The organism is Lysinibacillus sp. NPDC097162, from assembly GCF_044762185.1.
Taxonomy (GTDB): Bacteria; Bacillota; Bacilli; order Bacillales_A; family Planococcaceae; genus Lysinibacillus.
In genome coordinates this window covers 25491-41175 of record NZ_JBIWDT010000005.1, presented here as the reverse complement: position 1 = coordinate 41175, position 15685 = coordinate 25491, and the positions used below count along the sequence as shown (strand labels likewise).

The window sequence follows — 15685 nt, the reverse complement described above, 5'->3', positions numbered from 1 at the left end:
GAGGAAACAGCATGGAGCGTCGACAGCAATTACGAAAATTTATTCAGCGTGCAAAAAACAGTTTAACATTTGAGAAAAGTCTACCAATTGCACAGTACGGGTTGTTTTTAGCATTGCTTTCGAGTGCTTTGCTCGTCCTTGTATCAAGATTGTTTGTTTGGCCATATTATCGTCAAATTGCGCTTGCTACCTTTATTATTGGCATACTTGCTACAGTTGTTTTAATGTGGTGGCGACGTGTTAAAGAGAAGGAAGCATTGCATGCGTTGGATTATTACTTCGCTCATAATGAATTAGTAACAGCATTGTCATTTAAAGATGACAAAGATCCACTCGTGCAATCTTTACTTGCAAAAGCTGTCCAAAAGTCGGAAAAAGCCTTTGCTGAATTTAAAGCTCGAAAGAAAAATTTGTTTCGAACTCAAGCCTTCGTCGGCCTTTTTGTGACAGCTGTCGTATTAGCAGTACTTTATATGTTCCCAGCGGCAACACAAATTGAAGCGATTGAAGTTGAAAAAGAAAAGGCTGTTATTGAGGACATAAAAAAAGAAGTTGCCAAGTTAGAGAAAAAAGCAGAGACAAAAGAAGTGAAAGAGCAGTTAAAGGAATTACAAAATACATTAAAAGAAACACAAACTGCCGAAGAAGCATTACGTGAAGTTGTGAAAAAGCAGAAGGAATTAGCTCTAAAAGAACAGCAATTAAAAGATAAGCAGACTGCGAGTAAAGAAGGCGCTGCAGACAATAACAATGACGCTTTATCAAAAGAGGAAATCGCACAGTTGAAAGAGCTTGCTCAGATGCAGCAACAGCTTACACAAAGTGCGAATACAACACAAACTGCGATGAGCAATTTAGGGAAACCAGCAAGCAATACATTACAAAATGCTATTGCTAGTGCTAATAGTACAAATAATAACCAGCAGAGCAATTCAAACTCGAATCAACATTCTTCAGGTAACGCACAGCCGAGCAGTCAACAAGGGCAATCGGGACAGCAAGGACAAAATAATTCCCAAAATGGTTCCCAGCAAGCAACAGGCAACGGGCAATCACAAGGCAACCAGCAAGGCCAAGGCCAGGGCCAAGGACAGGGACAGGGTCAAGGTCAAGGACAGGGTCAAGGTCAAGGCCAAGGTCAAGGTCAAGGAAGTGGCTCAGGTTCTGGTTTAGGAAATGGTGCGGGGAGCGGTCAAGGCAGCCGAAACTTATTAACTACACCTAGAATTGGTGGATCTAATGAAACGACTGTCGATGGCGGGCAATTAGGCGACGGTTCGCATGTATCTGAGCAACAAGGAAATGGACCGATTACGAAAGGTTCTATCCGACCGTATGAAGAAGTAATTGGCTCATATAAAGACAGCTATTTAGAAAGCTCAGAGCGTTTACAATTGCCGAAGGATTTACAACAAGTCGTGCAATCATATTTCACGACTATTGAGCAGCAGTAGGAGGAGAAAACATGGCATTTACAGAACAACAGTATGTCGAAATGGGTACGAAATTACAACAAGTAAAAGATGAAATTCATCGTTTTATTGTTGGACAAGAAGAAGCAATTGATTACACATTATATGCAGTCCTTGCAGACGGTCATGCGCTGTTAGAAGGGCTTCCTGGATTAGGGAAAACGATGCTCATTCGTACAATCTCTGAAGTGCTCGATTTATCTTTTTCACGTATTCAATTCACGCCGGATTTAATGCCTGCTGATATTACAGGAACAAGCATGATTGAGCGCACAGCAGATGGCAGACAGCAGTTTGCATTCCAGCCAGGGCCAATTTTTAGTCAAATGGTATTGGCAGATGAAATTAACCGTGCAACACCAAAAACGCAAAGTGCCTTGCTTGAAGCAATGGGGGAAAAAACGGTTACGATTTTAGGGGATACGAAGAAAATGGCAAAACCATTTTTTGTCCTAGCTACACAAAACCCAATTGAAATGGAAGGTACATATCCGTTGCCTGAGGCGCAAATGGACCGTTTCCTTTGTAAAATTCTCGTTCCATATCCAGAGAAAAGTGAGCTTATGGAAATTATGAAGCGGACAACAGGTGCGCAGGAAGTAAGCTTACAAAAAGTTTTGGATACAGATGGACTAATTATGGCGCAGCAAATGGTTAAGGAAGTGATGATTGCTGATGAGATGCTTGAGTTTGCAGCAGATCTTGTTGTGGCAACACACCCTGAAAGCGCAGATACTATCGATGAAGTAAGGCACTATGTTATGTATGGCAGTGGACCTCGTGGCTTGCAAAGCTTAATTAAGTTAGCGAAAGCTAGAGCTTTAATGAGTGGACGCTTTCATGTGTCTGTTGGGGATATTAAGTCAGTGGCGAAGCCCGTATTACGTCACCGAATGCTGCTGAATTATGAAGGGGAGGCTTCAGGTAAAACAGCAGATGATGTGATAGACGTTATTTTAGAAAAAGTACAGCAAGGCGTAAGTCGATGACAAAAAACATATTGCCCGAAGATTGGTTAGCGAAAATAAGTCGTTTCCAAGTGGCGACTGCCTCCAAAATGCGCGGCCAGCATAAAGGCTCGCATCGTTCGCAGCGCTTCGGGGCATCCCTCGATTTCTCTGATTTCCGCGAATATCATTTAGGTGATGATGTGCGACAAGTAGATTGGAACGTCTATGCAAGAACCGATAAATATTTTATTAAACGTTTTTTAGATGAGCAAGAAATGAGAGTGCATATTTTATTAGATGCAACAAAATCAATGGGCGATCAAGCAAAATGGACGTTTGCGCGGCAAATCGTTGCTTCACTTGGATTAATGGTACTTGGGCGTGATGACCGTTTATCGTTTGCTTATGTGCAGGATGACGTGAAGCCACCGTTTCGTCGTAAAGGTGCAATGTATCGTCGTGCCTTTTTGCAAGTTGTAACAGAAATTGAACAAGCAACTTATACAGCAGGCTTTGCACAGGGAGCATTAAAGGCTTTACCAAAGGATAGTACTGTGCTATTCATCGTGACTGATGGGCTTGAACCTATTGAGGAATGGGAGCAGTTATTGAAAAGATTACCCCGTTTTGCAGGAGATGTCCGCATTTTACAAATCGTTACTGAGGAGGAGCTATCCCCTCATTATGCAGGAGATGTGCGTTTACTCGACCGTGAAACAGGGCGTGATGTAAATGTCACGATGTCATCAAAAGTACTAAATACGTATGAGGCAAGACGTCGCCTTCACGAAGAAGAGTTTGAAACCATTTGCCGTCGCTTTGGCGTGCGTAAACTGCAACTCAAGGTGGAGGACGGGTTGCAACATGCAATCTTTCAGCAATTATTAAAAGCACATTGGATTAGGTGAGGTGAGCCGTTTTGGGCTTTAGTCAAATTATTTTTAGCTGGACGGCCATCATCCCGGTCATTGTCCTGCTATATTATTTCTTTCGAAAAAAATATACCGATCAAACGGTGTCCTCAACACTTTTTTGGTCTGAAATTATGCAAGAAACTCGGGTTTCTCCATATTTAAAGCATTTACAAAAAAATGCGTTGCTCTATTTGCAATTGCTAGCATTGCTCCTATTAGTGCTAGCACTGATGAATCCGTATGTGAAAAAAAGCACTATTGCGGGTGCGCAGACGATTTTTATCGTTGATACGTCCGCTACAATGCTAGCCGGTAAAGAGCAATCTACATTTGATGCACATAAAAAAGAAATGCAATCATTAGTGAAGCAACTTGACGGACGACCTGTCACATTAATAACAACGGGCAATACGCCACAAGCAGTACTACAGCAGGAAACTAATGTGAAAAATATTGAAAAAGCGATACAAGATTTACATGTAACGTATGAAACTGCGCAAATGAATAAGGCGCTTGACGTTGCACAAGCATTTGTTGGTGATACGCAAACATCGATTTACGTCTTTACAGATTCACTCGATAAAAAACAATTGCCAATGGAGAAAGATTCAGTGAAATGGCTCGTATATGGTGCTGAAAAGGGATTAACAAATGTTGCAATTACACGCTTTGCGGCAACGACAGACGGTAAATCTACGATGGCGTTAGTGCAACTACAAAACGATACCAACCAGGAGCATGAGCTGACAATTACACTTCAAAATAATCAAGGTGAAGTGATAATGGACGAGCAAATATCTTTATCAGCGAATGAAGCTACGACTAAAACATTTAAAGATTTACCTTTAATGGATACTATAACAGCGAACATTGATGTGAAAGATGATTATGCAGTGGATAATACACAATCGGTTGTGCTTCAAACTGCAACAGCGAATATCGTTGTCGACCAAAGCATGCATCAACTTATTCAAAAGGGCTTTCAATCTATTAATAATAATGTAAAGATTGTACCGTCATTACAACTAGCGGATAACCAAAATGCTACCATCGTAACAAATCAAACGTCATTACTTCAAAAAATACAAAGACCGTTAGTATTAATTGGACGTGATGATGTTGAAAAAAAGGAAATTAATGGTGAGGTAAAAACAACGAGCGATGCTTTATTTGCATTTAGTGAGTTAAATGATATTTATGTAAGTGCTCTGTATCCTGCTTTTGATGGCTATAAAACAATTGCCACAGTAGGTGATAAACCATTTATTCAACGATCACCACAAGGGGATATTATCGTTCTAGCTGATATTGCAGATACGGATTGGCCATTATATCCTTCATTCCCGTTATTTTTATGGAGCGCGGAACAACAATTATCTGAATCAGTAGGATCTCTTGGCATTTTCGCACCAAATGAGCAACGTTCAGTTGCGTTAGCACAAGGAGATTGGAGTGTCTATTCTCAGGACGATGAATTTTTATCGTCAATTACTAACGGTTTATTAACTGCACCGATGCAGCCAGGTATTTACACGGCTCGCTCAAGTAGTGAAGAAAAACGTCTTATCGTGCAACTACAGGCACCTGAACGTGTGATAGAAGAAGGGACGAGCTATACGCTTGGAGAGCTTCAGCAAAATGGCAAAGAAGAAGTATCAAAGGCTTCATTTGTCCCTTGGTTAATACTCATTATTTTATGTTTGCTTGTAGCAGAGTGGGAGGTGCAACGACGTCGTGGATTTACGAATTGATACGCCATTAGCCTTATTGTTATTAGTGCCATTGTTTATGTACTTTGGGTGGACTTATTGGCAAGAGCGTATGCGCCTGAAAAAAAGTCATCTTGTTGTAATGAGCATTCGTGTAATAGCAATCGGTTGTTTGGTCTTTGCACTCGCAGCGCCCTATATTTTATTACCAGTAAAGGACGAGCAAGTATTATATTTAGTTGACCGTTCTGCTTCGATGAATAACACAGAAGCGGAAATGACTAGTTTTATAGAGGAAAGTTTGAAATCGAAAAAGGATGAACAACTTGCAGGGATTTACTCTTTTTCATCAACTCTCCAAACAGAAGCGATTTTATCGAAATCATTAAAGGAAGTTCCCAAATTTACTGAAGTCAAAGGAACAGACCAAACGAATATTGAGCAAAGTCTTCAACTTGCTACAGGTATTGTCGATCCTAAAAAGGCAACAAGACTTGTTTTACTAACTGATGCCAATGAGACACAAGGGAGCGCGCTAGATTTTGCAACGAAGCTAAAGGGCTCCAATATTAGTGTAGATGTCGTTCCATTTCATCAAAGTGTGACGAATGATGTGTCGCTAAAAAGCTTTGTTACACCACAAGTAGCTTACGTAGGTGAACAGCAGCAGCTTGTTACGGAAGTAAATGCTACAGCTGCAGGACAAGGTGAACTATTACTGTACGAAAATGACAAACTCATTCATCGCGAGTCTGTAGAACTTGCACAAGGTTCAAATGTTTTCACATATAAACATACGGCAACTGCAGAGGGGCTTGTAAAATATGAGGCACACGTGCAAGTTGGACAAGATGCTATTTTTGAAAATAATAAATTAACAAGTATTACAATGGTGCAAAGTGAGCCACATTTACTCATTGTTAATGGCTACGATACGACATCACCAATTGCTGCAGCGCTAGGGGCGAATTCAATCTCCTATAATGTGATAGATGCAGCAAGCTTACCAAATGAACTTTCTAGCTATTTGCAATATAACGCTATTATTTTTGATAATGTACCTGGACACTTAGTCGGTGAAGCGAAGATGGGCGTTATTGAGCAGGCAGTCAAAAACTTTGGTGTTGGCTTTACAATGGTCGGCGGTGAAAATAGCTTCGGCTTGGGTGGCTATTTTAAAACGCCGATTGAAACATTATTACCTGTTGAGATGGAGATAAAGGGTAAAGAGCAATTGCCATCGCTAGGACTTGTCATCGTACTTGACCGTTCAGGAAGTATGTATGGCTCAAAATTAGAGCTAGCGAAAGAAGCGGCCGCACGATCAGTTGAAATGTTACGCGATGAGGATACGCTTGGGTTTATTGCCTTTGATGATCGACCTTGGGAAATCATTGAAACTGGACCGCTTGGTAATAAAGAGGAAGCAGTCGATACGATTTTATCGGTAACTCCAGGTGGTGGTACGGAAATATATAGTTCACTTGCAGCGGCATATGATAGTTTGGCAGATTTAAAATTGCAGAGGAAGCATATTATTTTATTAACTGATGGACAGTCGCAATCAGGCAATTATGAGGATTTAATTGAAAATGGTAAGGAACAAGGGATTACACTTTCTACAGTGGCGATTGGACAAGATGCAGATGGCAACTTACTACAGTCATTAAGTGAAATGGGTAGTGGTCGTTTCTATGATGTCATTGATGAACAAACAATTCCTTCAATTTTATCACGTGAGACAGCCATGATTTCCCGTACTTATATAGAAGACAATCCATTTTACCCTACAATTTATAATGCAGCTGGATGGAATGCACTCTTTGCAAATGGTGTGCCACAAATGAATGCATATATTGGTACGACAGCGAAGCAGGGAGCTGCTGTGATTGCCGAAAGCGAGAAGGAAGACCCTGTATTGGCTCAATGGCAATATGGACTTGGTAAAACTTTCGCTTTCACATCAGATTCGACAGGGAAATGGGCTGGTGACTGGGCAAGATGGCAAGGATGGGGATCATTTTGGCAAACAATTATTTCGCAAATGCTACCAAGTTATAATGATGTAGCCTATGATGTACGTCTTGATACAGATGGCTCATTTATCATTACGGACCCGACAAATGAAGCTGCCTTTTTAGATATTGTCGCTGTTGATGAATCTGGCGAGGAGCTTGATTTGCAGCTTGAAACGATTTCTGCTTCGCAAGTACGTGCAGTTGTCCAAGCTAAACCAGGGTTGATTTTTTTCCGTATTGCTGACGAAGAACAGGCGATTTATCAGGCTGGACTAAGCGTACCGTACAGTGCAGAATATGAATTACGTCCTGTGAATGAAACACTTGTCGAGCAACTAACGAAGCAAACAGGTGGCTCTGTCTTGAAAGAACCACAAGATGTGTTCCGTAAGTTCACTAACAAAGGAGCAGAGCGCCAAAATATTGCAACATGGTTATTATTAACGGGGATGCTATTATTCTTCGTAGATATTACGATTCGACGCTTTGGCTGGAGCTTCATAACAAGGCATAAACAAAAAGAAAAGTCTGTAGAAGAAGCAACTGTACAGTCGGAAGACACAAACGTTGCACAGTTATTAAAAGGGATGAAAAAACGCTCTTAATTAAAAAAACGATAGCACATTGCTAAAAGCGTGTGCTATCGTTTTTTTTATAAACATAGCTACTTCGTAATAAGAATATGCGATGCGTTTTTCTTTAGACTGCTAGCAATCATAATACCAAGAAATGCCCCAATTAAACTAGATGTAAAAAATGCAGGCATAAAAAATAATGCTCCTACGGACGTTCCCATTAATAACTGCGCATATGGTACAGCGACTAATGAGGCAAGGATACCAGTGCCAAATACTTCACCAATACCAGCTAGCCAGTTGTTGCGACTGTATTTATAAGCAAAGGCTGCACATGCAGCACCGATGACGCTACCAGGAATCGCTAAAAGAGAGCCTGTGCCTGTTAAGATACGAATTAATGATGTAACTATAGCAACGACGATGGAAGGCATAGGACCTAATAGAATGGCACAGATGACGTTGATCGCATGTTGTACAGGATAAGCACGTGCAATGCCAGTTGGAATGGAGACAAAAATAGAGCCTGCTACTGCAATAGCTACTAATAAAGCCATCGTAGTTAGTTTTCGAATAGACATGATAGATACTCCTTTTAGTTTTGTGCGATGAATCGCCGATAGAACCCAGTGAACCGCCGGTAAAATGTGAGAAATCGCCGATAGAACTTCCGAAATCGCCGATAAAACCGGACAAATCGCCGGTAGACCTCGCAAAATCGCCGATAGCACTGTCTAATGAATACAAAAAAGCCGCTTCCTTGTCACGAAAGGAAGCGGCCTTGCATTTTACATTACACGAAAGCAAGCGTCGCCACTTCCCTCCGCTAGTGTGAACTAGATCAGGTTCAAAGGGTCCGTATATGAGCATATACGTCTCAGCCTTGTAAAGACTCCCCTAGTGGTATTAAACGATTTAATTTTTCGATAATAAATGTACCATATTACAAATAATTGTCAATAGACTAATTTGCATCAGGCTGCATAAGATGCGGCGCCTTTTTCAATGTCCAAATAAGCGCTAGTAAGAAGCATGTCATTAAAATAATTGCCCCAAATATATACGGGCTGTTCATATTCCAATCGAATAAAAGACCCGCAAGTGCAGGACCAATCATATTTCCAAGACTCATATAGGCATTGGTAAGTCCAGCGGCTAAACCTTGTTCATTACCAGCAAGTTTAGAAATCAGTGTGTTGACGGCTGGGCGAATAAGTGTTGTTGCCGTTGAGAAAATCGTTGCGACAACTAAAATAAGTGCGAAGCCAGAAACAAATAATATTAGGAAAATAGCTACAGCAGCAATAAATAAATTGACTAATACAACTTTCATTTCCCCAAAGCGTTTAAAGAGTGGTGTTATGATGAACATTTGCACAACAACACCAAATGCGCCACCGACAGTTAAAATGATCGCAATATCGGTAGGTGTGTAGTTAAATTTGTCTGTCACAAATAATGATAATGTCGTTTGGAAATTGGCGATGCCGAACGAGAACACTAGCATAATTACCAACATAACAAAGTATGGCATTTGGACTGAACGTGCCATCTGTCTTACGAGATTGTCTTGCTTTTGTGCTTTCTGAGCTGCACTTGGTTTTGTAGAAGGTAATAACAACAATGAAAGGATAGAGGCAATAATAGCAGCTCCTCCAGCCATGAAAAATGGGAAATGCAAACTAACTTTAGATAGGAATCCACCAATACCTGGTCCAATCATAAAACCAAGAGACATAGCGGCACCTAACATGCCCATTCCTTTACCTCGTTCTTCATACGTTGTGATATCTGCTACAAACGCCATAATTGGAGGTGCTACAAAGGCAGAACCTAAACCTCCTAAGAATCGAGCAACAAAAAGCATCCATACGTCTGTAGATAGCCCGAACGAAATTTGCCCAATACCAGTTACAATCAGACCAAAAATAATCAAATTTTTTCGACCATATCGATCCGAAAGATTCCCAGCAATTGGAGAAAAAATGAATTGTGCAAAGGCGAACGTTGCAATTAACATGCCAAGAACTTGTCCTGCTGCACCAAATATATGTAAGTACTTTGGCATAACAGGAATAATAATTCCGATACTCCCCATTGCGATAAACATATTAAACATTAAAATATACAAAGCCGCCTTGTTAGACTTCTGCTGGGTCATCGAATACCCCCCTTTTTTCTATTGAAACATTACTCCAGTCTATCATAAAGAAATATTGCTTGGCTATTGGATTATAGTCGTAGATGAATGACCTGGTGATTGGAACAGAGATATTGTTTTTTCCTATGAATAATACCGTTGATTTCCGCTACGGGCGGTCGCTTTCCACGGGTATACTGTAAGCCGCAACCCTCGCTGGCGCGCAGCCTGTTGCGTCTTACGTGTTGTGCGTTCCCGCAGGAGTCGCCGCCCTCCGCTCCAATTAACTGAACATATCGGAAGTGAAATTCTCTATTAGAACTATCAAAAGAAAAAATGACAAAAGACACCAAGTATTTAAACTTTTGATGCCTTTTGTCGACTCTTTGAGAGAGAAAAATATTGTTTTTTCTCTTTAGTATTTATCGAATACTCATTTTAAATTCTAAAAACAATTCATTGTATTTGCCTAAATATTCTGGACCAAGGTTTTTATATACTTCTAATTTTTTGCGTTGCTCCTCGGAAGGGTAGAAGCGCTCATCAGTTACAACTTCTTTATCCATTAAGTTCATCGCTGCAATATTAGGTGTAGAATAGCCTACATAATCAGCGTTTTGCGCACCAGATTCCGCTTTCAACATAAAGTTAATAAAAGCATGTGCACCATCAACATTTTTTGAAGTTTTCGGGATAACCATATTGTCAAACCATAAGTTTGAGCCTTCTTCTGGAACAGCAAAGTCTAAGTCTTCATTTTCAAATAACATATCTGCTGCTTGACCAGACCATGTGAGAGCGACAGCCGCTTCGTTATTAATCATTAAAGGTGTAATTTCATCACCGATGATTGCTTTAACGTTTGGTGCGAGTGTAATTAGTTTATTTGTAGCCTGACGTAACTCATGGTCATCTAACGAGTTAAGGGAATGACCAAGACTATTTAAGCCCATGCCAATAACTTCACGTGCACCATCTACTAAAAAGACTTTACGTTTTAACGATGGGTCCCATAAATCTTCCCAAGAAGAGAAATCTAAGTCACCGACCAAATCTGGATTATAGACAATACCTACTGTGCCCCAGAAATAAGGAACAGAGTATTCATTGTTATCATCAAATGGTAAATCGAGAAAATACGGATCGATATTTTTAAAATTAGGTATTTTCGTTTTATCTAACGGAAGTAGTAAGTTTTCTTCCTTCATTTTTTCAATCATATATTCAGATGGCACTGCAATATCGTAAGCCGTACCACCTTGTTTAATTTTCGTCATCATTGCCTCATTGGAGTCAAATGTTTCGTAAATAACATGGATACCCGTTTCTTTTTCGAATTGCTTTAGCAAATCAGGGTCGATATATTCTCCCCAGTTAAAAATCGTTAATGTATCTTTACCACTTTTACCACCGTTCGCACTCATTGCGTCAGCAGCGTACATTAAAAGGGCGGAAACGACAAGAATAGCGATAGTAGCTTGAATTAAAGATTTCATTGTTGTCCCCCCGTTCTTTTACTTGTACGGCTAGTAAAGAAATAATAGCCGACTACAACTAATATAGTTACGAAGAATACTAAACCAGAAATTGCGTTAACCGTTAAAGAAATACCTGCACGAGCCATCGAGTAAATTTCAACAGATAATGTACTAAAGCCATTTCCTGTTACGAAAAATGTTACGGCAAAGTCATCCAATGAATAAGTTAAAGCGAGAAAGAAACCTGCAAAAATACCAGGCTGGATATACGGTAAAATAACGCGCATCATGACATCTTTTTTTGAAGCGCCAAGATCTAAAGCTGCATCAATTAACGACTTATTCATCTCTAGCAATTTCGGTAAAACCATAAGTACTACAATAGGAACACTAAACGCTACATGGGCTAATAATACCGAAGCAAAGCCTAGTTTAATGCCAACCATTGTAAATAATATTAAAAAGCTTGCGCCGATAATAACATCTGGACTAACGATTAACACATTATTTAAAGAAAGTAGGGTATTGCGCATTTTCGAATCTTTTACCGTAACAATACCAATTGCTCCTAATGTGCCAATAATTGTCGAGATAAGGGCTGAAAGCAGTGCAACAATTACCGTATTAATTAAAATAACGAGTAGTCTTGAATCCTCGAAAACTGCCTTGTAATGGTCCAATGTAAAGGATTGGAAGTTAGTCATGGAATCCCCACTATTGAATGAGTAAAAGACTAAGTAAAGTATAGGTGCATACAGGACGATAAAAACAATCGCTAAATACACTTTTGCAGATGTTGAGAGTTTGCTCATCGTACGCGACCTCCTTTATCCTTTTGACCTGTAATAAGCATAATAATCACCATGAATAAAATTAAAAATACGGCAATCGTTGAACCCATGCCCCAGTTTTGCGTCACAAGGAATTGCTGTTCAATTGCTGTACCCAGAGTAATGACACGATTCCCTGCAATTAAGCGAGTAATCATGAATAGTGATAAAGCTGGAATAAATACAACTTGAATCCCTGATTTAACGCCATCCATCGTCAATGGTAATACGACGCGACGGAACGTTGTAAAAGCAGATGCACCTAGGTCGCGGGCTGCGTATATAAGCGTTGGATTTAGACGATCCAATGAGTTGAAAATTGGTAAAATCATAAATGGTATAAAAATATAAACAGATACAAAGACAAAGCTAATATCTGTGAATAGCATTTGCTTCGGATCAAAGCCGAATACTTCAATCGCTGCGTTAATCGGACCATATAAACCAAAAATCCCTATAAATGCGTATGTTTTTAACAATAAATTAATCCAAGACGGAATAATAATGAGCAACAGCCATAGCTGCTTGTGCTTTGTTTTTGTTAAAAAATAAGCTGTTGGGTATGAAATAAGCAGTGTAAAGAATGTTATTAAAAACGCATACCAAAACGAACTAAGTGTCATTTTTAAATAGACAGAAGAGAAAAATGCTTTGTAGTTATTAAGCGTAAAATTGCCATGTAAATCTAGTAGGGAGTAGTAAACAACGAGAGCAATCGGCGCAATAACAAAAAGTGCAATCCATAAAACATATGGAAATAACGCTGATTTCGAAGTTTTAGTTTGCATCTTCGTCATCTCCATAGGATTCTAGACGTTTATCGAACTCTTCCTCAGTTTCATTTAAGCGCATTACATGAATGGCTTCTGGATCAAAGTCTAATCCTATTTCTGCCCCTACTTCAGCTTTTTTCAATGAATGTACAAGCCACTCATTACCTGCCTTGTCATATGTGGAAAGCTCATAATGTACACCACGGAATAATTGTGTATCTACCTTAACAATTAATTTTCCTTTGTCGACTGTTGTAATTTCTAAATCCTCTGGCCGTATGACAATATCGATTTTCTCATTTGGTTTCATCCCTTGGTCAACACACTCAAACACTTTACCAGCAAATTCAACTGTAAAATCTTCTATCATAACACCGTTAACAATGTTTGATTCTCCGATAAAGTCGGCAACAAAACGGTTAATTGGTTCATCATAAATATCTACTGGCGTACCTGATTGTTGAATTTGACCTTCACTCAGTACGAATATTTCATCACTCATGGCTAGAGCTTCCTCTTGGTCATGTGTAACAAATACAAAAGTTTTACCAAGTCTTTGTTGTAATTCACGTAGTTCATACTGCATTTCAGTACGAAGTTTTAAGTCTAGTGCAGAAAGAGGCTCATCAAGTAAAATTACCTCTGGATCATTCACAATGGCACGAGCGATTGCCACTCGTTGACGTTGCCCACCTGACATTTCAGAAATTTCACGATTGCCGTAACCTGCTAAATTGACAAATTTAAGCGCTTCTGACACACGTTCTTTAATGTTGCTTTCAGGAAGCTTTTTAATGCGTAGTCCAAATGCCACGTTTTCAAAAACGTTTAAATGTGGAAATAACGCATAATCTTGAAATACTGTGTTAACTTGGCGTTCATTTGCTGGAACAGTATTAATTTTTTTATCGTGGAAGAATACATCACCTGTAGTAGGTTCTGTGAAACCAGCTATAATACGTAAAATAGTTGTTTTACCGCAACCAGAAGGACCAAGTAACGTATAAAACTTACCTTTTTCAAGCTCTAAGTTAATATTTTGTAGGACGACTGTACCGTCACTATATGATTTTGAAACATTTTCAAAGCGGATAATTGAATTTGTTGTCATTGAAGCGCCTCCTTAAGCTATAAATAAGAATCAGTTGCGACGAGTAAAATTTTTGTCTCATCGTCATGTGCATTAAAAATTTGATGATGATCGGATGCGTCAAAATAGAGCGCATTACCTTCACTAGCTATATATTGTTCATTCCCTAAAACGAGACGAATACGCCCTTTGACAATATAAATAAACGTTTCTGATAGAGATGGTTCGAATTGTTTAAATTCTCCATCAGCAGCAAGTGTCAAAAAGATGGGCTCCATTTCTTTCTCATTTGAAGTAGGAATGAGCCATTGAATTTCATATTTTTTTTCTTCATCTGTATAGGTCGATTGATCTTCCTCAGTGTAGACAACTTTTTGTTCTGGTGCATCATCATCAAAAAATTCCTTAGGCGTCGATCCTAAAACTTCTAATAATGAAAAAAGCGTTTCAATAGAAGGCGAATTCAAATCTCGCTCCAGTTGTGAAATATAGCCTTTACTTAAATCAGTACGTTCTCCAAGCTCTTCTTGGGTAAGACCTTTTTTCAAACGAAGTGCTTTAATTTTTCCTCCAATTTGCATCCTTTCCCTCCTAGAAGAAGTTTAGCAATCATAAACTTTTAGAAAATGAAGTTTACTTTAACGAAACTTTTAGTTTACTAAAAACATTACTATTATACATAATAATAAAAAATTTGCAATCGTTTTAGATGAAAAAAAGTACAAGAAATTTATAGAAAAAATGCATATAAATTTTCGTGCATATTTTTGGATTTTTCCAGAATAAATTTGCGGAAATTAGCAAATAACTAATTTGTAGACATAATTATTTTTTGGGTATTTGACAAATATTTGTCAATGCATATGCGACGATTAGCGTGGCGAAGTGAACTTCGTTGAAAAACTGTGCTTTCTTTGCTATCGTAGAAGACGGTTCGCATGTGCGAATAGAATATAAAACTACATATTATTCGGAGGGATTTATAATGGCAGAACGCATGGTAGGTAAACAAGCCCCAGATTTCACAATGGAAGCAGTACTTGCAGACAAATCTTTTGGTAAAGTATCTTTAGAAGAAATTAAAGCACAAGACAAATGGACTGTATTATTCTTCTACCCAATGGACTTCACTTTTGTATGTCCAACAGAAATTACTGCAATGAGCGATCGTTATGACGAGTTTGAAGACTTAGATGCAGAAGTAATCGGTGTATCAACTGATACAATCCACACACACTTAGCTTGGATTAACACAGATCGCACTCAAAACGGGCTTGGCGATTTAAAATATCCATTAGCAGCAGATACTAACCATGCTATTTCGAAAGAATATGGTGTTTTAATTGAAGAAGAAGGTATCGCACTACGTGGCTTATTTATTATTAATCCAGAAGGCGAACTAAAATATCAAACAGTATTTGATAATAACATTGGCCGTGATGTAGATGAAACTTTACGTGTACTACAAGCTTTACAAACTGGTGGTCTTTGCCCAGCAAACTGGCGCCCAGGTCAAGCAACACTTTAATTTGATTTAGCAAAAGTCCACTACCTATATAAGTACGGGATGAATGTTAGCTAATTCAGTGGGGGTTCACCCCAACTGAATGAAGCGGATGTCACAGATTTTATGAGGTGATTTTCGAGCGTGCTCGAAAAAAATCTGGACGCAATTACGCCAAGACGTGATTGATGCATAAAATAAATAATGGGTCCCCACGATACGCTTGTGGGGA

Annotated in this window: 13 protein-coding genes and 1 riboswitch; of the genes, 6 read left to right on the top strand and 7 right to left on the bottom strand. The window is 39.1% G+C overall.

Annotation, left to right across the window (positions count from 1 at the left end; genetic code table 11):
- Nucleotides 1-11: 11 nt before the first annotated feature.
- Genes ACIQXW_RS18505 through ACIQXW_RS18485 form a run of 5 tightly spaced genes read left to right on the top strand, consistent with a single transcriptional unit; the run spans nt 12 to nt 7668 of the window.
- Nucleotides 12-1454 carry a hypothetical protein gene (locus ACIQXW_RS18505; protein WP_402764553.1) on the top strand — a complete coding sequence of 481 codons (1443 nt, stop codon included), beginning with the start codon at nt 12-14 and terminating at the stop codon, nt 1452-1454.
- Nucleotides 1455-1465: 11 nt separating this feature from the next.
- The gene (locus ACIQXW_RS18500; RefSeq protein WP_340826121.1) at nt 1466-2461 is read left to right on the top strand and encodes an AAA family ATPase; all 996 of its coding nucleotides are present in this window, start codon (nt 1466-1468) and stop codon (nt 2459-2461) included.
- Nucleotides 2458-3330: a DUF58 domain-containing protein gene (locus ACIQXW_RS18495; protein WP_340826120.1), complete on the top strand. Its 873-nt coding sequence runs from the start codon at nt 2458-2460 to the stop codon at nt 3328-3330. Before ACIQXW_RS18500 ends, ACIQXW_RS18495 begins: the two co-directional genes overlap by 4 nt.
- A gap of 11 nt (nt 3331-3341) precedes the next feature.
- Complete coding sequence (locus tag ACIQXW_RS18490; RefSeq protein WP_402764550.1) at nt 3342-5087, top strand: vWA domain-containing protein; 1746 nt, start codon at nt 3342-3344, stop codon at nt 5085-5087.
- Nucleotides 5071-7668, top strand: coding sequence for a VWA domain-containing protein (locus ACIQXW_RS18485; protein WP_402764547.1), 2598 nt, complete (start codon nt 5071-5073; stop codon nt 7666-7668). Before ACIQXW_RS18490 ends, ACIQXW_RS18485 begins: the two co-directional genes overlap by 17 nt.
- A gap of 59 nt (nt 7669-7727) precedes the next feature.
- Here ACIQXW_RS18485 and thiW read toward each other — a convergent pair whose 3' ends face one another.
- The 7 genes from thiW to ACIQXW_RS18450 form a co-directional block, all read right to left on the bottom strand.
- Nucleotides 7728-8219 carry an energy coupling factor transporter S component ThiW gene (gene thiW, locus ACIQXW_RS18480; protein WP_402764545.1) on the bottom strand — a complete coding sequence of 164 codons (492 nt, stop codon included), beginning with the start codon at nt 8217-8219 and terminating at the stop codon, nt 7728-7730.
- Between the two features lie 220 nt (nt 8220-8439).
- A riboswitch (TPP riboswitch) is annotated at nt 8440-8547 on the bottom strand.
- Between the two features lie 55 nt (nt 8548-8602).
- The gene (locus ACIQXW_RS18475) at nt 8603-9799 is read right to left on the bottom strand and encodes an MFS transporter (protein ID WP_401021397.1); all 1197 of its coding nucleotides are present in this window, start codon (nt 9797-9799) and stop codon (nt 8603-8605) included.
- Between the two features lie 401 nt (nt 9800-10200).
- A complete protein-coding gene (locus tag ACIQXW_RS18470; RefSeq protein ID WP_340826112.1) occupies nt 10201-11274 on the bottom strand; it encodes an ABC transporter substrate-binding protein in 1074 nt (357 codons plus the stop codon).
- Nucleotides 11271-12068, bottom strand: coding sequence for an ABC transporter permease (locus ACIQXW_RS18465; protein WP_402764540.1), 798 nt, complete (start codon nt 12066-12068; stop codon nt 11271-11273). Before ACIQXW_RS18465 ends, ACIQXW_RS18470 begins: the two co-directional genes overlap by 4 nt.
- Nucleotides 12065-12874, bottom strand: a complete 810-nt coding sequence (locus ACIQXW_RS18460) for an ABC transporter permease (RefSeq protein WP_401009628.1) — start codon at nt 12872-12874, stop codon at nt 12065-12067. Before ACIQXW_RS18460 ends, ACIQXW_RS18465 begins: the two co-directional genes overlap by 4 nt.
- Nucleotides 12864-13970 (bottom strand): ABC transporter ATP-binding protein, encoded by a 1107-nt coding sequence (locus tag ACIQXW_RS18455; RefSeq protein WP_340826105.1) that lies wholly within the window; start codon nt 13968-13970, stop codon nt 12864-12866. Before ACIQXW_RS18455 ends, ACIQXW_RS18460 begins: the two co-directional genes overlap by 11 nt.
- Before the next feature lie 17 nt (nt 13971-13987).
- On the bottom strand, nt 13988-14530 hold the full coding sequence (locus tag ACIQXW_RS18450) for a helix-turn-helix domain-containing protein (RefSeq protein WP_340826103.1): 543 nt from the start codon (nt 14528-14530) through the stop codon (nt 13988-13990).
- A 404-nt stretch (nt 14531-14934) separates the two neighbouring features.
- Between ACIQXW_RS18450 and ACIQXW_RS18445 the strand changes: the two genes are divergently transcribed.
- Nucleotides 14935-15477 (top strand): peroxiredoxin, encoded by a 543-nt coding sequence (locus ACIQXW_RS18445; RefSeq protein WP_401009626.1) that lies wholly within the window; start codon nt 14935-14937, stop codon nt 15475-15477.
- Nucleotides 15478-15685: the final 208 nt, after the last annotated feature.

What these genes read in the sequence shown, in the direction of transcription:
- ACIQXW_RS18505 (WP_402764553.1), top strand. Translation starts at nt 12, where the DNA reads ATGGAGCGTCGACAGCAATTACGAAAATTTATTCAGCGTGCAAAAAAC.
- ACIQXW_RS18500 (WP_340826121.1), top strand. Translation starts at nt 1,466, where the DNA reads ATGGCATTTACAGAACAACAGTATGTCGAAATGGGTACGAAATTACAA.
- ACIQXW_RS18495 (WP_340826120.1), top strand. Translation starts at nt 2,458, where the DNA reads ATGACAAAAAACATATTGCCCGAAGATTGGTTAGCGAAAATAAGTCGT.
- thiW (WP_402764545.1), bottom strand. Translation starts at nt 8,219, where the DNA reads ATGTCTATTCGAAAACTAACTACGATGGCTTTATTAGTAGCTATTGCA.
- ACIQXW_RS18475 (WP_401021397.1), bottom strand. Translation starts at nt 9,799, where the DNA reads ATGACCCAGCAGAAGTCTAACAAGGCGGCTTTGTATATTTTAATGTTT.
- ACIQXW_RS18470 (WP_340826112.1), bottom strand. Translation starts at nt 11,274, where the DNA reads ATGAAATCTTTAATTCAAGCTACTATCGCTATTCTTGTCGTTTCCGCC.
- ACIQXW_RS18465 (WP_402764540.1), bottom strand. Translation starts at nt 12,068, where the DNA reads ATGAGCAAACTCTCAACATCTGCAAAAGTGTATTTAGCGATTGTTTTT.
- ACIQXW_RS18460 (WP_401009628.1), bottom strand. Translation starts at nt 12,874, where the DNA reads ATGCAAACTAAAACTTCGAAATCAGCGTTATTTCCATATGTTTTATGG.
- ACIQXW_RS18455 (WP_340826105.1), bottom strand. Translation starts at nt 13,970, where the DNA reads ATGACAACAAATTCAATTATCCGCTTTGAAAATGTTTCAAAATCATAT.
- ACIQXW_RS18450 (WP_340826103.1), bottom strand. Translation starts at nt 14,530, where the DNA reads ATGCAAATTGGAGGAAAAATTAAAGCACTTCGTTTGAAAAAAGGTCTT.
- ACIQXW_RS18445 (WP_401009626.1), top strand. Translation starts at nt 14,935, where the DNA reads ATGGCAGAACGCATGGTAGGTAAACAAGCCCCAGATTTCACAATGGAA.